Raw genomic sequence first — 21591 nt, forward strand, 5'->3', positions numbered from 1 at the left:
GCCTCGCCGGTCTACTCGGCCTCGACCCGCCGGGTCTCGCCGGCGGCTCTCGAGACACCCACCGAACGGCCCTGAAAGACCAGTTCCCACATCGCCATCACACGCGGCACGCCAAAGCGGTCGCGCACGTCCACCGCACGGCTCGCATAACGCCGGCGCTCCTCGGGATGGGCCATCAGGTTTGACAGCCAGGCGGCCAGGGCCTCGGGGTCGCCCTCGGGACGCACCAGCACCCCGTCGATCCCGTCCCGGATGATCTCGCGCGGGCCGGTGTCGCAATCGAAGGCCACGCACGGCAGGCCGCAGGCCATGGCCTCGAGCAGGGTGTTGGACAGGCCCTCGGCGCGCGAACTGAGGACATACAGGTCGGAGGACTCATACCATTGAGTCATATTGCCGACCCGCCCCGGCAGGGACACGCGCGCGGCCAGGCCCGCCTCGTCCACGGTGCGCTGCAGCTCGCCGCGCTGGCCCCCCTCGCCCAGGATCACCAGGTCCCAGTCCGGGAACAGCGGCGCGATGCGCGCAAAGGCGGCCAGCAAGAGGTCGAACCCCTTGACTGGATGCAGGCGGCCGGCGGCCAACAGGCGATGCCGGCCGGGCTGCGCCGGCGGTTCGATCACCGGCTCGCCGGCACCCAGGGGCCAACGCACGGCGTTGGGAATCACCTGGGCCCTGACCCCGGGCAGCGCCTCGTCCAGCCAACAGGCGGTGTCCCGCGTCAGGGCGATGACCGCGTCGGCGCGGGGGTAGGCCCAGCGCCGCAGGCGCTGCCAGACCTCGGGCAGGCGCTGGATCGGCGGATGGGTGTGTTCGGTGGCGATCACGCGGCACGGCAGGCGGCGGGCGGCCAATACGGACAGGATCGAGGCCTTGGTCATCATGCCCAGCACGACACCCGGCCGCTCGTTGCGGATCAATCGCCGCAGGGCCCGCACCCGGCGCCAGTTGCCCCATGCGGCCCGCAGGCCGCCACCGCCATGCGCATCCAGGCCGAGCGCATGGCGCCGCACCCCGTTGGGCAGCGCATAAGCGTCCTCGGCGTCCGTCGTCTGCGTCACGACCGTGACCCGGCACCCCTGGTCGAGCCAATAGGCCGCCAAGTCGACGGCGACGCGCTCGGCGCCGCCGCCACGCAGCGAGTGGATCACGATCATCAGGTGGGCCTGCCTGCCAGTCATTCAAACATTTCCATCGGAGGGTACGGCCGGGCGCCGCAGCGCCAGGCACAGATAGCATACATAGGACGAGGCGTACATGAGGGCTGTGGCCAGCATGATGCCCGCAGGCCCCATGACCGGCGCCAGTACATGATTCATGACCGCCTTCACCAAAAAGTTCAGCACCGCGATCAGTGCCATCAGTCCGTAGCGGTTCTGGCTCGCGAGCAGTTGCACAAGGATCAGCACGCCAAAATAGAAGGGCAATTGCAACAGGCCCCAGCGCAGCACCTCGGACACCACCAGCGTGTCACGCGCGGTGAAGGCGCCGCGCTCGAACAACAGGCTCACGCCCCAGGGCGCCAGCCACCAGCCCGCCAACACCACCAGCGCGCCCACGACCAGCATCCCCGCCGACCATTTCAAAGCCATGCGGCGCGCATGCGCCGGATCGCCCCGCCCCTGGATATCCGCCAGGACCGGCAGCGCGGCGCGCCCCACCGAGGCCGCCCCGATCCCCAGCACCAGGGACAGCAGGCGCGTGGCGTAGCCCAGCACCGCGTTGGCGTTGTCGCCCAGCCGGGCCGCGGTGTACTGGTCTATGGGCCCCACCAGGCTCATCGCCAGTTGGCCCACCAGCATGATGCCCGCCGCCGCGGCCAGCGTCGACCACTGCGGCGCACGGCGGCCCAGCACTGCCCCGCCAGGATGGCCGTCCGCGCGGGCCGCGAAGGCGGCCAGCAAGGTCGCCTGCAAAGCATAGCCCACCAAGGTCCCCCACAGCAGGGGCCACAGGCCCCCCGAGGGCGAGGCCAGGACCCATGCCAGGATCACCAGGGCCGGCATGCTGTCGAGCAGGGTGTTGACATGGCGTTCGTGCGCGCGCAGGCGCGCGGCGCTCAGGCCGGTCCAGACCGTGAACAGGGCCGCGGGGGCAAAGCCGAGAATCAGCAGTGTGCTCATCTCGCGCACGGGCGCGGCCAGGCCCTGCCCGACCCAGGGCACGACCAGCGGCCAGAGCGCCAGCAGCGCGAGGCCGGTCGCCGCACCCAGCAGCAGCGCGGCGCCCTGCAGCTCGCGCAGGAAACGACCGTGCTCGGGCAGGCGGCGGCTGTGCACCAGCGCGGGGATCAGCACGACCGAACAGGCGCCCACCAGCGTGACCGGCAGCCAATTGGCCAGGGTCAGCGTGAACTGATAGGCGTCGACGATGTCGCTCACGCCGTAGCGGTAGGCCACCGCCATTTCCTTGAACGCCCCCACTACCTTGCCCAGCAACAGAAAGAACGCCACGCGCGCCGCCCCGAGGGCGATGCGGCGGTGATCCGCATGCAGGCTTGCGAGCCTGCGTCTCACGCCGAGCGCCACGCGCGCCTCGTCCAGGCCCGCATCGCCGCGATGCGTGTCCCGCTCAACGCAGGAACTGGGTATACCAGGGCATGGCGACCTCGAGCCCCTGGAGGATGTCGTGGCTGGGCACATAGCCCAGCAGCTTGCGGGCCTTGCCGATGTCCGCCTGCGAGTGACGGACGTCACCGGCCCGGAAATCGCCATGCCGCGGCGCGCGCGCATAGCTCACACCGTTGCGCCCCAGCGTGTCGCGCAGATGTTCGAAGAGCTGGTTGAGCGTGGTGCGCGCGTCGTAGGCCACGTTGTAGACCTGGTTCACGCCCTCGGGCGGCGCGAACGAGGCCAGTAAATTGGCCTGCACGACATTGTCGATGTAGCAGAAATCACGGCTGGTCTCGCCGTCCCCATTGATCACCACCTCTTGCTGGCGGATCATGGCCGACACCCATTTCGGGATCACCGCCGCATAGGCGCCGTCCGGATCCTGGCGACGGCCAAAGACGTTGAAGTAGCGCAGGCCGATGGTGCCGAAGCCGTAGGCCCGCGCAAATACATCCGCATACAGCTCGTTGACGTACTTGGTGACCGCGTAGGGCGATAGCGGCTTGCCGATGCGATCCTCGACCTTGGGCAGGTCGGGGTGATCGCCATAGGTCGAGCTTGAGGCGGCGTAGACAAAGGATTTCACCCCCTCGTCGCGCGCGGCGACCAGCATGTTCAGCTGTCCGCCCACATTGACCGCGTTGCTGGTGATCGGGTCCTTGAGCGACCGCGGCACCGAGCCGAGCGCCGCCTGGTGCAGCACGTGCTCGGCCCCGCGCACCGCCTCGCGGCAGGTGTCCAGGTCGCGGATGTCACCCTCGATGAAGCGAAAGCGCGCCCAGCGCTCGGGCGTCACCAAGCGCTGGATCTCGTCGAGGTTGTGCTGGTGGCCAGTGGCGAAATTATCAAGCCCCACGACCGTCTGATCCAGGTTCAGCAGCGTTTCCAGCAGATTCGAGCCGATGAAGCCGGCGCAGCCGGTCACCAGCCACGTGCCGGGCCGGGACCGCAGCGCCGCGCACACCTCCTGGTAATGGGGATTCATAGAGGGCTCCTTACAGACGCAGATCGGATTCGTTGGCCCGCAGGACGTACTTCAGGTCGTAGAGCACATGCTCGGGTTTGCCCAGGGCGCGCAGGGCGGTGGCGCCCATCTCGCCGAACTCGCGATGGGACACCGCGAGGATGATGCCGTCGTAGGCGCCCACCGCCGGCTGAGCGACGGGCCGGATTCCGTATTCGTGCATAGCCTCCTCGGCATTCACCCAGGGATCGTGGACATCCACGTCGATGCTGTATTCGGAGAGCTCGCGCACGATGTCCACCACCCGCGTATTGCGCAGATCGGGACAGTTTTCCTTGAAGGTCAGCCCCATCACCAGCACCCGCGAGCCCTGCACCTGGATGCGCCGCTTGGTCATGGCCTTGACCAGTTGCGCGACCACGTAACCGCCCATGGAATCGTTGAGCCGGCGCCCGGCCAGAATGATTTCCGGGTGATAGCCGATGGACTGGGCCTTGTGCGTGAGGTAATACGGATCGACCCCGATGCAATGCCCGCCGACCAGCCCCGGGCGGAAAGGCAGGAAGTTCCATTTCGTGCCGGCCGCCTCGAGCACGTCCAGGGTGTCGATCCCCAGGCGGTTGAAGATCAGCGCCAGCTCGTTGATCAGCGCGATGTTCACGTCGCGCTGCGTGTTCTCGATCACCTTGGCCGCCTCAGCCACCTTGATGGACGAGGCCCTGTGGGTGCCGGCGACGATGATTTGCCGATAGAGCGTATCGACCAGGTCCGCGACCTCGGGGGTCGAGCCCGAGGTGACTTTGCGGATGGTCGACACCCGATGCGCCTTGTCGCCCGGATTGATGCGCTCGGGACTGTAGCCGGCGTAGAAATCCTGGTTGAACGTCAGGCCCGAGATGCGCTCGAGCACCGGCACGCAGACCTCCTCGGTCGCGCCCGGATAGACAGTCGATTCGTAGATCACGATGTCGCCGCGCTTGAGCACCCGGCCGATGGTCTCGCTCGCACGCTCCAGCGGCGTCAGGTCCGGCTGCTTGAACTGGTCGATGGGCGTGGGCACCGTGACGATGAAGACGTTGGCCTCGGCGAGCTCGGCGGGATCGTGGCTGAAGCGCAAATGCCGCGCCTCGGCCAGCTCATCGCCGGACACCTCGAGGGTATGATCGGTCCCCGCGCGCAATTCCTCGATGCGGCGCGCATTGATGTCGAAGCCAAGCACCTTGCACTGCTTGCCGAACTCGACCGCCAGGGGCAGGCCCACGTAGCCCAGGCCCACGACGGCCAGCTTTACGTCCTGAATTTCCAAGATTTTCTCCGTTACCGAGATGATTTGCTTTAGGCCCCAGTTTACTTATGACGGCCGCCGCGGCCCAGCGACGGCAGCAGCAGCCAACGCGGGCGCCTCCAGGACACCAGGCGCGAATACAGCCAGATGTAGACCCCGGCAAAGGCCGCCATGCTGATGCACAGCATCCAGGGATCGTCCCACCAGATCGTGGCCGGCACCAGCCCGATCAGGGCCAGGACCCATAGATAAGGCGAGGCCAGGGCGTTGCATAGCGCCGGCACCGCATGGCGGCGGTCCCGGCTGAAGGTGACGCGCACCAGCCGTCGAAAGACCAATTGGTGCAGGTGCAGGGCGTCAGGCTGATCGACGGGGACGCCGCGCTTGAAGCGCCGGCGCCAAATCGAGAACAGGGTCTCGAACACTGGATAAAACAGCACGGCCAGCGCATAGAAGGGAGACACGCCCGGGTTGCGCACCACGAGCTGCACCGCCAGTTCAGCCAGCATGAAGCCCAGGAAATAGGCGCCGCCGTCCCCGAGGAAGACCCGCCCAAAGGGGAAATTCCACACTAGAAAGCCCAAGGTGGCCGACGCCAGGGCGGTGGCGATCAAGAAGATCGGGACGTCCTGGACCTGCAAAGCCACCAGGGCGAGGGAGACCGACATCAGGGTCGCGATCATCCCGGCCAGGCCGTTCATGCCGTCGACGATATTGAGCGCGTGAGTGCAGCCGCCCACCGCCACCATGGTGAAGACCAGGGATAGGGGCCAGAACGCGAGCGCCGCATCCGCCCAGGACCACCCCACACGCGACACCCCGCCCAACAGCCACCAGGCAATGGCGGCCGACAGGAAGGCGGCGACGAGACGTTTTCCGGAGCCGACGTCCTTGGTGATATCCTCCAGCAGACCTGCGACGAAGACCGGCATGGCGGCGATGAACAGCACCGGCCACAGCCAGGTCAGCGTCATGTTGCTGGGCCCCAGGACCAGAAGACCGGCCAGGCTGCCGGCCACCACCGCCAGCCCGCCCACGCGGGGTGCGGGGCGCGTATGCACCGCCTGCGGCTTGTGCATGTCGGTGTCGCCGGTCAGCCGCACGTGCCAGCGTTCCGAGGCCACGATCAGCCCGCCGACCACGAAGGCCACGATACCGATGACCGGCCACGTCAGTGTTTCCGACAAGTTGGGAACATTCACGGCAAAACCAGCAAAAAAGGCTACAGGGGGAATTATCGGGCGCGAAGGCCGGCCTCGTCCCCGGTCAAGCGATAAAAATGTAACAAAACGAGCGGCGACACCCTTGCTCGAGCCGCTATCTTACGCTGCACCGCGAATAACTCAACTCGCGCCGCGCCAAGGCGACGACAAGCCCACCCAGCCGTATTCGCGGCTCGAGACCCCCGCCGTGGCCCGAATGAGGCCGGGCCACGCCCCATGGCGAAAAAAAAGCCCAAGATCCGAAGATCCTGGGCTAAATCCACCAAAGGAGGAGGGTGGAGGAGACAACCTGGGCAAGTCGTGGCTACGAGGGCCTGGGCCCGAGCCTGGCGTGATCTAGGGTTTTCCCGCTGCAATCACGTTTCGACATCCGATAAGCAAATTATATAGATGTGAATGGTGCAACGCAAGAAAGATTTGTGTTTTTTAGTGAGCAGTGGCTGAGCGTGGTATTTTTTTAACAAAACCATCGCTGAAATCCGTAATTTGTCATTCAGGACAAACCCTAGGCTCACAATTCTTTACATCATCAACCCGCAGACGCGCCGACACCGGCCGCCGCCCTAGAAACGATAGGCGGTGGTCGTCATGATGCGCGACATCCCGCGCATGGCCATCCGCACAGGCGCCGGCAAAGGATGCGCCCCGTGGTCCTCGGCGGTGGCGCGATGGCCGATCTCGTCATCGCGCATCTGTGCCACGATGCGGCGTGAACGCTCGTCCTGCGGGGGCAGCGCCTCGAGATGGCCCTCGAGGTGTTCCTCGACCTGGCGCTCGGTTTCGGCCATGAACCCCAGGTTGTAGGGAATGCCGGCGCGACTGGCGGCGACACCGAGGGAAAAGGCGCCCAGGTACCACAAGGGGTTGAACAGGCTCGGACGGCTGCGCAACTCGTCGAGACGCTGGCGGCACCACACCAGGTGATCGACCTCCTCGGAAGCCGCCTGATACAGAACCTTGCGAATTGATGCATTGCGGCAAAACAGCGCCTGACCCCGGTACAGAGCCTGTGCGCAAATCTCGCCAACGTGGTTCACGCGCATCAAGCCCGCCGCGTGACGCGCCTGCTCACCCTCGAGGTCGACGGCATCCGCCGGTCGCGGCCCGGCAGGGTTGGGCCGCCCCGCCGTCACCGAGCCATCGAGCACCTGCAACGCCCGGCCCACCTCTGCCAGCACGGCGTCCAACGGGCCTTGGCGCCGCTTCCATCCTGTATCCCCTACAACCTGCGTCACGATGACGGGACTCCTCAACGATTCAAATAACGCCAGATCGGGCCGATCCGGGCCAAAAGCCACGCCGTGGGCAATATGATCGACAAGGCGATCAGGCCCATGCCGGTCCAGGCCTGGTCGTCCTGCAGGTACGCATTGCATAGGCGCACCGGCTGGTCCTGGTAGATCAAGCCGACGATCGCGCTCATCCAGCAGAAATTCCCCAGGAAAAAGAGCTTGACCACCGTATTGGAGCGCCGCAGCGACGCCCTCAGGATCCACCCCGCCAGCGGCAGGCCCAGGACCTTGAAAGCGGCCACCCGCCAATCGACCAGCGCATCGTCCAAGGCCTTGGGCACCATCCAGCACGCACCCACCAGGCTGACGAGCAACAGCCCCGGCATGCCGTATTCATTATAGGACCAGGCCGGGCGTGGTCCGTCGGAGACCCCGCGCGGCGCACGGTCGCGCCACGCGCGCCAGGCCTGCTCGGCACACACCCCGGTCAGCACCAGCAAGGGAATCTGCACCAGCATGTGCGTACTCATCAACGCAGTCAGCGGCGCGCGCCAGATCAGTGCGAGGGCGCACAGCCCCAGCGCGGCGACCGCATTGGCCAGGATGCCGCGCGCGCTCATCGCGCCGCCCCGGCGGCCAGAGCCTCGGCGGCTTGCAGCGCCTCGCCCGGATCATCCAGATCGACGATGCGCGCCAGGCGCCCGCCGGGCGTGACGACGTGAAATGCGGCATTGTGCTCGAACTGACCCAGGGGCGCGGGCACCACGACGATCCCGAACAGGCTCAGCAGCCGGTCGCGCGCGGCCGGATCGGCAAAGGACAGGAACTGCCAAATTTCCGGGCGCGCGTGCATGCGGCGCGCGTAATCGGCAAGCTCGGGCGCGCGGTCGCGCGAATCGAAGCTGAGACTGATCAAGCGCACGCGCCCGGCCAGCCCCTGCTCGTCGATGGCCCGCTGCAGGCGTTCGGTCTGCGCACCCTGGGCCAGGCACAGGGACACGCAGCGGGAATAGAAGAAATTGATGATCGCCACCCGGCCGTCGGCCGACAGCACATCCAGCAGGGACAGCGTCCGCCCGTCGGCTGCGAGCACCCGCGCATCGGGCAGGGGCCGCGGTTCGAGCGCCACGGCCTCGCGGCGGGCATCCTCGGCGGTCAGGGCGGTAAAGCCCGCCGTGACCCAGTACAGCGCCCCTACCCCGGTGGCCAGGGCCAGCAGCAAGGCCAGAGCCCAACGCATGCGCTACGCCGGCTATTTCTTGAGCATCGGCAGGAGCTCCTCGTCGCCGTTCCAATGATCCGGATGATCCTTGGTGGCCTCACGCTCCTGCTGGACCAGCTTGGCGTCGATCTCGCCGGCGGTATTGCCGAAACTCGTGCGTATGTGGCTGACCACCGCGGCCAGCTCGGCATCCGAGAATTTTTCCTTGAAGTGCGGCATCTCGCCGTCGTATTTGGCGCCCTGGACCGTCAGCGGCCCCTTGATGCCATGCAGCACGATGCGCACCGCCACCGCGGGATCACCGATGACCCACTCGGACCCGGCCAGCGGCGGAAAAACGCCCGGCACACCCGCGCCGGAGGCCTGATGGCAAGCAACGCAATTGGCGGTGTAGAGCTGGCCGCCATCCGCCGAGACCGGTACGGCGAAGTCGGCGGCCACCCGGTTATCGCCCAGGCTCGGCGGCATGGGATTGTAGGTCGACCAGATATAGTACGCCGCCCAGACGAACAGGACGCCGATGATGGTGAGCACCACCTTGGGCACCGGGCGGCTGCCCTCGTAGGGCTCGGGCTGCTCGCGTCGCTGCTGGCTGTTCGTCGTCTTTCGTTCCGTCATTCATGTTCTCCTTCGTACCCGCGGCCCGCGTTCAGCGCAGGACGGCGTTGGGCTTGATCGGATACGTATGATCCAGCCCGATGAGGTACTCGACCAAGTCGAGCGCCTCCTGCGAGGCCACGATGACCTGGCCGGACGGCGCATAGCTGGGCGGGACATTGACCACCTTGTCGCCTGGATCGGCCTTGTCCTTGAGTTTGAACAGGAACGGGAACGCGGGCATGGTGCTGCCCGGCACGTAGGCGCGCGGTTCGTAGAGGTGGCCGAGATTCCAGTCCACGCTGGGCTGGCGCGCGCCGATATTGAATAGGTCCGGGCCTGTGCGCATCGTCCCCAGCAGATGCGGGTGGTCGTAGTAGTAGTCTCCAGCCACCGGCGCGCGGCCCCAGCCGCGCTGGAAGTCGGGCGCCTGGGACTGGCTGCGGGGCTGCTGCGAATGGCAATAGACGCAGCCGTTCGCGATATAGACCTGGCGCCCCCGCAACTGAGCCTCGGTGTAGGGTTTGAGCCCCTCGGGCGGCTGCACGTCGGACAACTGCATATAGGGCACCACGACGAGGGTGGCGGTCGCCAGCGCGAGGGTCACCATCGCGCCGCTGAGGAGTTTGTATTCACTTTCCATGATCAGGCACCCACCATCGCCCGAGTCCCAGGCTTACGCTTCTTGTGCAATAGGGCCGGACCCACGCGACGCGGGCCGTAGCGCAGCGCCATGAGAGCGAAATGCACGGCAAAGACCAGATGGCCCAGCGTCATGATCGCGCCGCCCAGCGTGCGCCCTTCGAGGTACGGAATCGTGACAAGCACGGAATCCATGAACGGCCGGCTGGCGTCGAGCATCGCCAGGCCCTGCAGCCAGCCGCCGATCGACAGCGTCACGAAATAGATGGCGAAGCCGACCACCACCAGCCAGAAATGCAGAATGATGAGTTTCGGATGTGGCCACTCCCAGGACATGACGCGCGGCATGACGAAGTACATGGCGCCGAACATGACGAGCGAAAAGAACGCATACAGCCCAAGGTGGGCGTGGGCCACGGTGAAATGGGTGAAGTGCGCGACGGTGCTGATGCTGCGCAGGGCCTCGAAAGACCCCTGCACCGAGCTCAGGGTATACATCATGGCGCCCAGCACGATGAAGCGCAGCGTCGGCGAATAGTACATGGTGCGGAAGTTGCCGCGCATGGTGAGGTGCTGGTTCACCGAGAACGCCAGGACCGGCACGATCATCATCATGCTTTGCACGATGGACAGCGTGATCAGCCAGTGCGGCACCGGCCCGCCGACCAAGTGGTGGCCGCCGACCTGGCCGTAAAAGAACGCCAGCGCCCAGAAGCCGATCAGCGACAGGTTGTAGGACTGGATCGGGCGACCGATGATCTTGGGCAGGAAATAGTAGACCGAGGCCAGCGCGATCGGCGTGTAGTACAGCCCGAGCACATTGTGCCCGAACCACCAGTTCATGGTCGCCTGCTCGACTCCGAAGTGCACGCCGGGAATCTTGCCCACCAGGTACAGCACCGGAAACCAGAACAGGGCGGCGCCCATGTACCAGATCGACACGTACAGGTGCTCGACCTTGCGGTTCTGCAAGGTGAACACCAGGGGCAGCGCGATCAGCGCTCCGCCCAGCACGATCAGGATGCTGACTTGCCAGGGAATTTCGAGCCACTCCAGGCCGTCGTTGATGCCGGCGGCGATGCTGCCCAGGCCGGCAATCAGGCCCGCATTCCACAACATGCAGCCCAGGATGGCAAAGCGCCCGCCGTACAGATGGGTCTTGAGCAGACGCGGCAAGGTCCAGATGGCCACGCCGAAGGCCGCCATCGGCGCCCAGCCGTAGGCCACCATGTTCAGGTGCAGCGTGCGGGTGCGCCCGAAGGTCAGCCAGGCATATTGAGTGAGGAACTCCGGATCATGCAGCTTGATCGAGCTGATCAGGCCGAAGGTCGAGGCCAGGACCAGCCAGACGACCGCGCAGCACAGAAAGGTGAACACCACGAAGGCCGTCGAATGGTCGGCCTCCAGGCGTTCGGCGAGCTCGGCCTTGAGCTGCTCGGCGAGCGAGTGATCGACGGCCACCACACCACTGTCGGATACCGTCTTTTGCAAGCCGGCCTTTTGCTCGGCGGTCGCCGAGGGATCCTCGATGTGGCCGATCTCGCCCGTCGAGAAAATCACGCCCGCCGCCTCGGGATTCTCGTCGAACATATTGCGTCGCAACGACCAGATGAAAATACTCAGGCCGGTGACGGATAAAATGAACGTGAGCAGGAGTATGGTGACGGTATCCACGAGGTTCCCGATTGATGGCTAAGAGGCATGGGAGCGGCCTGAAATCGGCCTTCGACGGGCTGCCAATGGTCTTGTAATATTGATTTATGATAAATCTATTGCCTTAATCAATCCTTAATTTCCCTATATTGTCCGCGGGCTTTCCTGCGGGCTCTCCACAGGATCCACCATCATGGAATGCACGATCGACTGGCGCGGCCCCGAGGGCATGCTGTTCATTTCACGGACGGGCAGCGGCCACGTCATCGCCATGGACGGAGCCCCCGAGGGCGGCGGCCAGAATCTCGCCGCGCGCCCGATGGAAACCGTGCTGACGGGCGCGGGCGGCTGCGCCGCCTACGACGTCGTGCTGATCCTCAAACGCGGCCGGCACGCGATCACAGGCTGCCAGGTCACGCTCACCGCCGAGCGCGCCGACACCGACCCTAAAGTCTTCACCGCCATCCACTACGCCTTCACGGTGGGCGGGCGCGACTTGCCGACGGCCGCCGTCGAGCGCGCGGTCGAGCTCTCGCACACCAAGTACTGCTCGGCGATCGCGATGCTGGAAAAGACCGCCAAGATCACGCACTCGGTCGAAATCCTGGCGGCCTGAGCGCCCCTACACCGCCATCGGCGCCGTCAAGGGCGCATGATGCCGGTAGCCCACCAGAGTAAAGTCCGCAGGCTCGACGCGCTCGAGCCATTCGGGCTCGACGCGCCCAGTCCGGGCATAGTCCGGGATGCGCGGGGACAAGACCAGGCGTGGCAGCGGATGGGGCTCGCGGCGCAACTGCTCGCGCAGCATCTCGACGTGCGTTTCGTAGATGTGGGCATCGCCGATGAAGTAGCTGAACCAGCGCGGCTCGTAGCCCGTCAGGCGGGCCATCAGATGCAGCAACGCGGCGCCCTCGGCCAGGTTGAACGGCGTCCCCAGCCCCACATCATTGCTGCGGATATACAAGCACAGCGAGAGTTCGCGCGTGCCGGGATTGGCGAGAAATTGGTAGAGCAGGTGACACGGCGGCAGGGCCATCTCGTCGAGTTGCGCCCAATTCCAGCCATGAAACAGGATGCGCCGGCTGCCGGGATCGTGAATCAGGGCATCCAGGCAGACGCGCAACTGGTCGACCGCCTTGTACATGAGCACACTGGGCACGCCCTCATCGTCGAACGCGGCCACGCGGCGATAGCCCAGGCCGCCGGCGTGGGCGATGCGGGCTTCGTCGCGCGCGGGCAGCAGCTTGTAGGCGGGCCAGCGGCGCCACTGCACCCCATAGACCGGCCCCAGGTCATCCGGCCCCGACCGATGGGGGTTGGCCAGCCAATGGGCGTTCTCGTTGGCGTTCTGGTCCCAGACCTTGCAACCCAGCGCGCGGAACTGCGCGGCGCTGTCCGCCCCCCGCAGGAAACCGACGAGTTCGCCGATCGCGGACTTGAAGGCGAGCCGCTTGGTCGTGACCGCGGGGAAACCCTCGCGCAGGTCGAAGCGCAGCGACGCGCCCGGCAGGCTGAGCGTGCGCACGCCTGTGCGATTGGCCTGCCAGGAACCCTGGTCGAAAATGCTCTGGACGAGGTCGAGATAGGCTCTCATTGGACGCCTCGCGCGAGCAGGCGACGCGCCCGTTCGATCAGGGGCAGGTCCACCATGCGCCCGTCCACCCGGAAGGCCTGCGCGCCGCTGCGACCGGCCTCGTCGACCACGCGCCGCGCCCAGTCGAGTTCGTCGGCCGACGGCCGGAACGCCTCATGCACGACGGGAACCTGGGTCGGATGGATGCACAGCATCCCGCCGAACCCCATGTCGCGCGCCACCGCGATCCGCCGCGCCAGGCCCTCGAGATCCGAGAAATCGGCGTAGACCGTGTCCAGCGGCGGCGGCAGGCCGTTCATGCCGCTATGCAGGAGGATCTGGTAGCGGATCTGATCGAGGATGCGCGCCGCTCCCTCGGTGCCGGGCCGCGTCCCGAACTCGAGCATCAGATCGAGGATGCCGAAGGACAGGCGCCAGACCCCGGCCGCGCCGGCGATGCCGTCCAGGTTGCGCAATCCGCGCGCACTCTCGATGACCGGCATCAAGGGCTTGCCGGCTCCGGACACGATATGGACGTGGCGCGCCGCCTCGGCCTTGGGCAGCACGATCGCCACGACATTGGGCAGCTCGCGGCACAAGGCCAGATCCTGATCGAACCACACGGTGGTGCCGTCGTTGATGCGCACCATGAAGCGCTCGTCGGGATGTGCCAGCGCAAACTCGGACAAGTGGCGTCGCGCGGTAATTTTTTCATCCCGAGGGACCGAGTCCTCGAGGTCGACGATCACCGCGTCCGCCCCGCTGGCCAGCGCCTTGGGGAGACGGTCGGGGCGGATGGCCGGGACGAACAGCGCGGTGCGCAGCAGTTTGTCATGCATGTCGCTCACTCCTTCGACGGCGAATCGATTACTTGCCCCGCCAGACCGGCGGGCGCTTCTCGGCAAAGGCCGTGGCGCCCTCGCGCGCGTCCTCCGAGACAAAAATATGGGCAATGCGCGGGCGCTGCAGGTCGAACATCTCGTCCTGTCGCCAATTGCGCGACTGCGCGATCACCTGCTTGGCGGTGCGCACCGCCAGCGGCCCGTTGGCCGCGATGCCGCGACCCAGCACCAGCGCCTCGTCCAGCGCCGCACCGGGCTCGGCCAGGCGATTCACCAGGCCAAGCTGATGCAGGCGCTCGGCGCCCATCATGTCGCCCGTGAGCACCGCCTCCATCGCCACATGGTACGGAATGCGGGCCGGCAGGCGCAGCATGCCGCCCGATCCCGGCACTAGGCCGCGCTTGGTCTCGGGCAGGCCGAAGCGGGCCTCGCGCGACGCCACGATCAGGTCGCAGGCCAGCGCCAGCTCGCAGCCCCCCGCCAGGGCATAGCCCTCGATGGCGGCGATCAGCGGCTTGGCCGGGGGACGCTCGCACAGGCCCGCGAATCCGCGGTCGCCCACATAGGGGCGCTGGCCGGTCCGGGCAAAGGCCTTCAGGTCCATGCCCGAGCAGAAATGGCCACCCGCGCCGGTGAGGATGCCCAGGGCCACATCCGGATTGCCGTCCAGTGCGTCCATGGCCGCCGCGATCGCCTCGGCAACCTCTAAATCGACGGCGTTGCGGGCCTGCGGCCGGTTGATGGTCATCACCTGAATGCGGTCCACGATCCGCAGTTCCAGGATTTCGCTCATGATTCCCCCCTTGTCCTCGCCCGGCGAGTGATGGCTGTTCCCCCGATTGTATTGCGTCCCTGCCGACGCGGCCGTCCGGCCCGCCCGCCCATAAGGCGCGGTGAAACAGATAAAATGGGGCGCGGCGCACCGGTCCACTCTCAGGACGGCCCCGGGCGCCAGGCCCGCGAACCGGCCTTCGAACCAAACCCGACCCCACTGACTGCGACGCCCGCGCTACGCCCCATTCCATGCTCACATTCCAACAACTGATTTTATCGCTCCAGCAATACTGGGACCGGCAGGGCTGCACCCTGCTGCAGCCCTACGACATGGAGGTCGGCGCCGGGACTTCGCACACCGCCACGTTCCTGCGCGCGATCGGCCCCGAGCCCTGGCGCGCCGCCTACGTTCAGCCCTCGCGCCGCCCGAAGGACGGCCGCTACGGCGAGAATCCCAACCGTCTGCAGCACTACTACCAATTCCAGGTGGTGCTCAAGCCCGCGCCGCCCGAGATCCTCGACCTGTACATCGACTCCCTGCGCGCCCTGGGCATCGACCCGCTGCAGCACGACATCCGCTTTGTCGAGGACGACTGGGAAAACCCGACGCTGGGCGCCTGGGGCCTGGGCTGGGAGGTCTGGCTCAACGGCATGGAAGTCACGCAATTCACCTACTTCCAGCAGGTCGGCGGCCTGGACTGCAACCCGGCGACCGGCGAGATCACCTACGGCCTCGAGCGTCTGGCGATGTACCTGCAGGGCGTCGAATCGGTCTACGACCTGGTCTGGACCGAGGACGGCCGGGGCGGCCAAGTCCTGTACCGCGACGTTTTCCACCAGAACGAGGTCGAGCAATCCACCTATAACTTCGAGCACGCCTCCACCCAGATGCTGTTTGCCCATTTCAACGACTATGAGGCCGAAGCCAGACGCCTCATCGAGGTGCCGCTGGCGCTGCCCGCCTACGAGGCAACCCTGAAGGCCGCACACACCTTCAACCTGCTGGATGCGCGCGGCGCCATCAGCGTCACCGAACGCGCCGCCTACATCGGCCGCATCCGCAATCTGTCGCGCGCCGTGGCACAGGCCTACCACGACTCGCGCGAGCGCCTGGGATTTCCCATGCTGCGCAAGGAGGTCGCAGCATGAGCACGACCGCCACCCCGCGCGAACTCGTCCTGGAACTCATCACCGAAGAGCTCCCGCCCAAGGCGCTGCATGCGCTGGGCCAGGCCTTCGCCCACGGCCTGCGCGACATCCTGCGCGAGCAGGGCCTGCTCGCCCCGGACTGCGACTGTGTCGACTACGCCACGCCGCGCCGCCTGGCGGCGCGGTTCAGCCACGTCCTGGGCCAGGCACCCGATCGCGCCTATTCCGAGAAATTGATGCCGGCCGCCATCGGCCTGGACGCCTCGGGCGCGGCCACGCCGGCACTGCTCAAGAAACTCGCGGCCAAGGGCCTCGAGGGGATCGACCCCGCGGCACTGGCGCGGCGCAGCGACGGCAAGCAAGACGTCCTGTACGCCGAGGGCATGGCCCCCGGCGCCACCCTCGCCGATGGCCTGCAGCAGGCGCTGGACTACGCCCTGACGCACCTGCCCATCCCCAAGGTCATGCAGTACCAACTGGCCGACGGCCATCGCTCGGTCAAGTTCGTGCGGCCCGCGCACCGCCTCCTCGCCCTGTGGGGCGCCGATGTGGTCCCGCTGCGCGCGCTCGGACTCGAGGCCGGGCGCCTGAGCATGGGCCACCGCTTCATGGGCCGCCCCGAGCTCGAAATCACCGAGGCTGCCCAGTGGTCGCGACAGGTGCGCGACGACGGGATGGTCCTGCCCGCCTTCGAGGAGCGGCGCGACGAGATCGCCCGCCAGCTCGCCCGCGAATCCGCGGCGCTGGGCGCCACGATAGACCCCGCCCCGGGGGGCAGCCCCGAGGTCGCCGAGCTGCTCGACGAGGTCACCGCGCTGGTCGAGTACCCGACGGTCTACGTCGGCGCCTTCGATCCGGCGTTCCTGGCGGTCCCGCCGGAATGCCTGATCCTCACCATGCGGCTCAACCAGAAATACTTTCCACTGTTCGATCCCGCCGACGGTCGCCTGACGCACCGCTTCCTGATCGTCAGCAATATGCGCCCCGACGACCCGCATCACATCATCGAGGGCAACGAACGGGTCGTGCGCCCGCGCCTGGCCGACGCACAGTTCTTCTACCAGACCGACCTCAAGGTCCGCCTGGCGGACCGCGTGGGCGAGCTGGCGCATAGCGTCTATCACAACAAGCTCGGCTCGCTGCTCGAGCGCACCGAGCGCGTGCGCGCCATCGCCCGCTGGCTGGCGCCCCTGCTGGGGGCGGACGCCGAGCACGCCGACCGCGCCGCCCTGCTGGCGCGCGCCGACCTGAACACCAGCATGGTGGGCGAATTCCCCGAGCTGCAAGGCATCATGGGCGCCTACTACGCGACGGCGGACGGCGAGCCCGCCGACGTGATCCAGGCGTTGCGCGAACAGTACCGCATCCGTCTCGACACCCCGGTGACCGCCGGCACGCTGAGCGCGGCCATCCTGTTCATGGCCGAGCGCGCCGAGACGCTGGTCGGCATCTGGGGGATCGGGCTCGCGCCCACGGGCGAGCGCGATCCCTACGGCCTGCGGCGCGCGGCGCTGGGCCTGATCAGCGCCTACGAGCAACTGACCGCGGGCGGATGGCTCTCGGCCAGCGAGGACTCGCCGGCGCGGCTGTCGGCCCTGCTCGAACAAGCCCACGCGGGCTTCGAGCCGGGCCGCCTGGCGGCGGGCACCGTGGCCGAGGTCCGCGACTTCGTCTACGAACGCTACCGCAACCAGCTCGCGCAGGCCTTCGACCGCGCGGCCGTCGATGCCGTGCTCGCACTGCAGCCACCGCTGCACCAAGTGCACGCGCGCATCCAGGCCTGCGTCGATTTCGCCGCGCGGCCCGAGGCCACCGACCTCGCCGCCGCCAACAAGCGCATCGCCAACCTGCTGAAAAAGGCCGAGGGCGGCCTGCCCGCGTTCGATCCCGGCCTGGTCGCCGAACCCGCCGAGCGTCGCCTGGCCGAGATCATCGCCGGGCTCGCCCCCGAAGCCAGCGGCCACATCCGGGCCGGCAACTTCACGGCGGGCCTGGCGGTGCTGGCCGGCGCGCGCGATGCGGTCGACGCGTTCTTCAACGACGTCATGGTGATGGCTGAGGACGCGCGCGTGCGCGCCAACCGGCTCGCCCTGCTGCGCTCGCTGCACGAGCTGATGAACCAGGTCGCGGATCTCTCGAGGCTGGCGCGGTGAAACTCATCATCCTCGATCGCGACGGCGTCATCAATCACGACAGCGACGATTTCATCAAGTCGCCCGCCGAGTGGATTCCGGTGGACGGCAGCCTGGACGCGATCGCCCGCCTGTCGCGCGCCGGCTGGCGCATCGTGGTCGCGAGCAATCAGTCGGGCATCGCCCGCGGGCTGTTCACCATGGACACGCTGACCGCGATCCACATCCGGATGCACCAGGCCGTGGCCGACGCGGGCGGACAGATAGACGCGGTCTTCATCTGTCCGCACGGGCCGCACGAGGGCTGCGCCTGCCGCAAGCCGGCGCCCGGCATGCTGCACGACATTGCGCGGCGCCTGGACGTGCCGCTCGAGGGTGTCCCGGTCGTGGGCGACAGCCTGCGCGACCTGCAGGCCGCCGTCCAGTGCGGATGCGCGCCGTGGCTGGTGCTAAGCGGCAAGGGCCGCAAGACCTGGGCGGACGCGGGCCAACAAGGCCTCCTGCCTGCCGGAACCGAGGTCCGCGAGGACCTCGCGGCCGTGGCCGACGCCTTGCTGAAGACCTGACATGAACACCCTGCGATCCAGCCTCTACATGGCCTTCATGGTCGTCACGGTGATCCCGTATGCGCTCGCCTGCGTGCTGTGGGCGCCGCTGCCCCTGCACTGGCGCTACGTGCTGACCACGGGCTGGCCCCGCATGTGCCTCTGGGCGGCCCGCTGGATCCTCGGCATCCGCTACGAGATCACTGGCATGGAAAAGCTGCCCGACGGCCCGCTGATCATCCTCTCGAAGCACCAATCGGCCTGGGAAACGCTGTTCTTCGCCACACGCATGCCGCGCGACGTGGTCTTCGTCTACAAGAAAGAGCTGCACCGGGTGCCGTTCTTCGGCTGGGGGCTGGCCCTGCTCAGCATGATTCCCATCGACCGGCGCAAGGGCCGGGAATCCTTCGATCAGGTCGTGAGCATCGGCGGGCGCCGCCTGCGCGAGGGCCGCTGGCCGGTCCTGTTCCCCGAAGGCACCCGGGTCGCGCCGGGCGAAACCGGCCGCTACAAGCAAGGGGGCACCCTGCTGGCCTGCCGCACCGGCACCCCGGTCGTGCCCGTCGCCCACAATGCGGGCGAGCGATGGCCGCGCAACGCGTTCATCAAGACTCCGGGCCTGGTCACGGTGTCGTTCGGGCCGATCATCTCACCTGAGGGCAAGACACCGGCCGCCCTCAACGCCGAGGTCAAGGACTGGATCGAGACCGAAATGCGTCGCCTGAATCCGGAACGCTATGCCGGGACAACAGCTTGAGTTGTTCGACCCCGCCCCGGCGGCGGACGCCCGGCAGCGCCCGCGCGCGCCGGCGACCATCGCCGTCCCCGAACCGGCGCCGATCACCCTGCCGGCACGTCCGGCCATCCTGCCGGCGGGCACCCGCTGGCGCGAAATCGCGCTGGACGCCCGGATGCTGGGATTCCTGCTGCGGCGCTCGCGCCGCAAATCCATCGGCCTGGTGATCCGCGACGATGGCCTGCTGGTCCAGGCGCCCACCTGGAGCACGCTGTCGCAGATCGACCACGTGGTGCGCGAAAAGGCCGGCTGGATCCTGCGCAAACTCGAGGAACGCGATCAGCGCCTGCACCTGCTGGCCCTGCAGGCGACACAATGGCGCGCGGGCGGTGCCATCCCCTACCTGGGCGTGCGCATCGAACTCGTCCTCGACAGCACCCGTCCCGCCGGCTATGCGGGCGACGCCGACGCACCCCGGGCCGGGGACGCACTCAGCCTGCCGCTGCCCGAGGATGCCGCCCCCGACCGGGTGCGGGACAGCGCGGGCGCCTGGCTGCAGCAGCGGGCGCGAATCGACTTCGGGCGCCGCCTCGACCGTTTCCTCGGCGCGGCGGGGCTTTCGCTCAAGGACTGGCGCCTGTCCTCGGCCGCGGGGCGCTGGGGTTCGTGCAACAGCGACCGGCGCATCCTGCTGAACTGGCGCCTGATCCATTTCGAACCGCACCTGATCGACTACGTCGTCGCGCATGAGGTCGCGCACCTGCGCGTCATGAACCACGGCCCGGCGTTCTGGCGCGAGCTGGGACGCCTCTACCCCGGATTCAAAGAGGCCCGCGATACCCTCGCCCAGCATCATCCCGACAGCCTCCCGCTGATCTGAGGCCCCCCGTGAGAACCCACATTTGCGTATGATGGGGGAACTCACCATCACCAGGCAGGAGATCCCCTCATCATGCGTCTGCTACACACCATGCTGCGCGTGGGCAACCTCGACCGCTCCCTGATGTTCTACACCGACATCCTGGGCATGCGGCTGCTGCGCCAGAAAGACTACCCCGACGGGCGATTCACGCTGGCCTTCGTCGGCTTCCAGGACGAGGACGACGGGGCAGTGCTCGAACTGACCCACAACTGGGACACCGAAACCTACGCGCTGGGCGACGGCTACGGCCACATCGCCATAGAGGTCGAGGACGCATACGATGCGTGCGCGCGCATCAAGGCCAAGGGCGGCCACGTGGTCCGCGACGCGGGGCCGATGAAACACAGCAGCACCGTGATCGCCTTCATCGAGGATCCCGACGGCTACAAGGTCGAACTCATCCAGCGCGAGGGCCGCGTGGACTAGGGCCTGTTCATACTAATCAAGGAGATCGCGTTGGGTCTGTGCGCTGTCGAACGCAAGGCGTCTACCGCAGCAAGGCTTAATGCCTTGCGAGGATGGACAACGCAGCGGGCGGCGGCGCACGGACCCAACCCTTCGGGAAGCTATGAAAAATCCGTCTGCCCTGCGTTGCCCGTCTTGCGCGTATGGACATACGCGCTGCGCCAGATGCCTTGTTCAGCCAAATTTTTCATGGCTTCGCGACTCCTTGATTAGTGTGAACAGGCCCTAGGGTCAGGCGGTCGGCTCGACCCCGCTGGCCGCCAGGGCGTCGGCCATGTCCATGAAACGGTCGGCCGACAGCTCCTGGGGGCGCGCCGTGGGGGCGATCCCCAGGGCATCCCAGTCCAGGGCCTCGGCCCAGACGCCGAGGCTGGCGCGCACCATCTTGCGGCGCTGCTCGAAGGCGCGCGCCACGACGCGCTCGAAGGCGCGCGCGCTGCGCGGGCGGCGCAGCATGTCTCCGGCCAGCGGCCGCATGCGGACCACCGACGACACCACGCGCGGCGGCGGATCAAAGGCCTCGGGAGGCACATCGAACAAGCTGGACATGCGATAGCGGGCCTGCAGCATGACCGAAAGGCGCCCATACTGGGTGTCCCCGGGACGGGCCACCATTCGCTCGATCACCTCGCGCTGCAACATGAAATGCTGGTCCGTCACCTGATCGGCCCACTGCATCAAGTGAAACAGCAGCGGCGTCGAGATGTTGTAGGGCAGATTGCCGACAATTCGCAATTCGGCGCCCAGCGCGCCGAAATCCATCCCCAGGGCGTCGGCCTCGCGGACCTCAAGGCGTTCGGCCGGCCATTGATCACGCAGCCGCGCCGCAAGGTCGCGATCCAGTTCGATGACCACCAGGCGGTCGAGCCGCTCGAGTAGAGGGCGGGTCAAGGCCGAGAGGCCTGGCCCGATCTCGACCATGCGATCCGCGGGCTGCGGGTCGATGGCCCGCACGATCGAGTCGATCACCGCCTCGTCGCGCAGGAAATGCTGGCCAAACCGCTTGCGCGCCTGATGGGCCAT

22 protein-coding genes are annotated in these 21591 nt (G+C 67.2%); 7 read left to right on the top strand and 15 right to left on the bottom strand.

The window, feature by feature from the left end:
* Nucleotides 1-11: 11 nt before the first annotated feature.
* The 11 genes from ABS761_RS14750 to ABS761_RS14800 all read right to left on the bottom strand — a co-directional run bounded on the left by ABS761_RS14750 (nucleotide 12) and on the right by ABS761_RS14800 (nucleotide 11451).
* On the bottom strand, nucleotides 12-1181 hold the full coding sequence (locus ABS761_RS14750) for a glycosyltransferase family 4 protein (RefSeq protein ID WP_350409092.1): 1170 nt from the start codon (nucleotides 1179-1181) through the stop codon (nucleotides 12-14).
* Nucleotides 1182-2516: a murein biosynthesis integral membrane protein MurJ gene (gene murJ, locus ABS761_RS14755; RefSeq protein WP_350409093.1), complete on the bottom strand. Its 1335-nt coding sequence runs from the start codon at nucleotides 2514-2516 to the stop codon at nucleotides 1182-1184.
* A 55-nt stretch (nucleotides 2517-2571) separates the two neighbouring features.
* Entirely contained in the window at nucleotides 2572-3597 is a 1026-nt protein-coding gene (locus ABS761_RS14760) for an SDR family oxidoreductase (RefSeq protein ID WP_350409094.1), read from the bottom strand.
* A 10-nt stretch (nucleotides 3598-3607) separates the two neighbouring features.
* Nucleotides 3608-4882, bottom strand: a complete 1275-nt coding sequence (gene tviB / locus ABS761_RS14765; RefSeq protein WP_350409095.1) for a Vi polysaccharide biosynthesis UDP-N-acetylglucosamine C-6 dehydrogenase TviB — start codon at nucleotides 4880-4882, stop codon at nucleotides 3608-3610.
* A gap of 41 nt (nucleotides 4883-4923) precedes the next feature.
* Complete coding sequence (locus ABS761_RS14770; RefSeq protein ID WP_350409159.1) at nucleotides 4924-6036, bottom strand: MraY family glycosyltransferase; 1113 nt, start codon at nucleotides 6034-6036, stop codon at nucleotides 4924-4926.
* 611 nt (nucleotides 6037-6647) lie between these two features.
* Nucleotides 6648-7319 carry a 2-polyprenyl-3-methyl-6-methoxy-1,4-benzoquinone monooxygenase gene (coq7, locus tag ABS761_RS14775; protein WP_350409096.1) on the bottom strand — a complete coding sequence of 224 codons (672 nt, stop codon included), beginning with the start codon at nucleotides 7317-7319 and terminating at the stop codon, nucleotides 6648-6650.
* 14 nt (nucleotides 7320-7333) lie between these two features.
* Nucleotides 7334-7936 (bottom strand): hypothetical protein, encoded by a 603-nt coding sequence (locus ABS761_RS14780; RefSeq protein WP_350409097.1) that lies wholly within the window; start codon nucleotides 7934-7936, stop codon nucleotides 7334-7336.
* A complete protein-coding gene (locus ABS761_RS14785) occupies nucleotides 7933-8556 on the bottom strand; it encodes an SCO family protein (RefSeq protein ID WP_350409098.1) in 624 nt (207 codons plus the stop codon). Before ABS761_RS14785 ends, ABS761_RS14780 begins: the two co-directional genes overlap by 4 nt.
* A 12-nt stretch (nucleotides 8557-8568) precedes the next feature.
* Nucleotides 8569-9156 (bottom strand): c-type cytochrome, encoded by a 588-nt coding sequence (locus tag ABS761_RS14790; protein ID WP_350409099.1) that lies wholly within the window; start codon nucleotides 9154-9156, stop codon nucleotides 8569-8571.
* Nucleotides 9157-9187: 31 nt separating this feature from the next.
* Nucleotides 9188-9778, bottom strand: coding sequence for a cbb3-type cytochrome c oxidase subunit II (locus tag ABS761_RS14795; RefSeq protein WP_350409100.1), 591 nt, complete (start codon nucleotides 9776-9778; stop codon nucleotides 9188-9190).
* Nucleotides 9779-9780: 2 nt separating this feature from the next.
* The gene (locus ABS761_RS14800) at nucleotides 9781-11451 is read right to left on the bottom strand and encodes a cbb3-type cytochrome c oxidase subunit I (RefSeq protein ID WP_350409101.1); all 1671 of its coding nucleotides are present in this window, start codon (nucleotides 11449-11451) and stop codon (nucleotides 9781-9783) included.
* A gap of 172 nt (nucleotides 11452-11623) precedes the next feature.
* Here ABS761_RS14800 and ABS761_RS14805 point away from each other — a divergent pair, with 172 nt between their 5' ends.
* Nucleotides 11624-12046 (top strand): OsmC family protein, encoded by a 423-nt coding sequence (locus tag ABS761_RS14805; RefSeq protein ID WP_350409102.1) that lies wholly within the window; start codon nucleotides 11624-11626, stop codon nucleotides 12044-12046.
* 6 nt (nucleotides 12047-12052) lie between these two features.
* Here the strand turns inward: ABS761_RS14805 and ABS761_RS14810 are convergent, their stop codons facing one another.
* From ABS761_RS14810 to ABS761_RS14820, 3 genes are read right to left on the bottom strand one after another with little or no spacing between them, the layout of a single operon-like run.
* Nucleotides 12053-13024, bottom strand: a complete 972-nt coding sequence (locus ABS761_RS14810; RefSeq protein WP_350409103.1) for a thymidylate synthase — start codon at nucleotides 13022-13024, stop codon at nucleotides 12053-12055.
* Nucleotides 13021-13842, bottom strand: coding sequence for an HpcH/HpaI aldolase/citrate lyase family protein (locus ABS761_RS14815; RefSeq protein WP_350409104.1), 822 nt, complete (start codon nucleotides 13840-13842; stop codon nucleotides 13021-13023). Before ABS761_RS14815 ends, ABS761_RS14810 begins: the two co-directional genes overlap by 4 nt.
* A 28-nt stretch (nucleotides 13843-13870) precedes the next feature.
* Nucleotides 13871-14638, bottom strand: a complete 768-nt coding sequence (locus ABS761_RS14820) for a crotonase/enoyl-CoA hydratase family protein (RefSeq protein WP_350409105.1) — start codon at nucleotides 14636-14638, stop codon at nucleotides 13871-13873.
* A gap of 230 nt (nucleotides 14639-14868) precedes the next feature.
* Here ABS761_RS14820 and glyQ point away from each other — a divergent pair, with 230 nt between their 5' ends.
* The 6 genes from glyQ (at nucleotide 14869) to gloA (ending at nucleotide 20529) form a co-directional block, all read left to right on the top strand.
* Nucleotides 14869-15768: a glycine--tRNA ligase subunit alpha gene (glyQ, locus tag ABS761_RS14825; protein ID WP_350409106.1), complete on the top strand. Its 900-nt coding sequence runs from the start codon at nucleotides 14869-14871 to the stop codon at nucleotides 15766-15768.
* Complete coding sequence (gene glyS / locus ABS761_RS14830) at nucleotides 15765-17921, top strand: glycine--tRNA ligase subunit beta (protein WP_350409107.1); 2157 nt, start codon at nucleotides 15765-15767, stop codon at nucleotides 17919-17921. Before glyQ ends, glyS begins: the two co-directional genes overlap by 4 nt.
* Nucleotides 17918-18466, top strand: coding sequence for a D-glycero-beta-D-manno-heptose 1,7-bisphosphate 7-phosphatase (gene gmhB, locus ABS761_RS14835; RefSeq protein ID WP_350409108.1), 549 nt, complete (start codon nucleotides 17918-17920; stop codon nucleotides 18464-18466). The genes glyS and gmhB overlap by 4 nt, the downstream gene beginning before the upstream one ends.
* Before the next feature lies 1 nt (nucleotide 18467).
* Nucleotides 18468-19202, top strand: a complete 735-nt coding sequence (locus ABS761_RS14840; RefSeq protein ID WP_350409109.1) for a lysophospholipid acyltransferase family protein — start codon at nucleotides 18468-18470, stop codon at nucleotides 19200-19202.
* The gene (locus ABS761_RS14845) at nucleotides 19183-20061 is read left to right on the top strand and encodes a M48 family metallopeptidase (protein ID WP_350409110.1); all 879 of its coding nucleotides are present in this window, start codon (nucleotides 19183-19185) and stop codon (nucleotides 20059-20061) included. The genes ABS761_RS14840 and ABS761_RS14845 overlap by 20 nt, the downstream gene beginning before the upstream one ends.
* Nucleotides 20062-20133: 72 nt before the next feature.
* Complete coding sequence (gloA, locus tag ABS761_RS14850; protein ID WP_350409111.1) at nucleotides 20134-20529, top strand: lactoylglutathione lyase; 396 nt, start codon at nucleotides 20134-20136, stop codon at nucleotides 20527-20529.
* A 270-nt stretch (nucleotides 20530-20799) separates the two neighbouring features.
* On the opposite strand, the gene rsmA is transcribed toward gloA, so the two are convergent.
* Entirely contained in the window at nucleotides 20800-21591 is a 792-nt protein-coding gene (gene rsmA / locus ABS761_RS14855) for a 16S rRNA (adenine(1518)-N(6)/adenine(1519)-N(6))-dimethyltransferase RsmA (protein WP_350409112.1), read from the bottom strand.

The sequence above is a fragment of the Castellaniella sp. GW247-6E4 genome, from assembly GCF_040276065.1.
GTDB lineage: Bacteria > Pseudomonadota > Gammaproteobacteria > Burkholderiales > Burkholderiaceae_B > Castellaniella.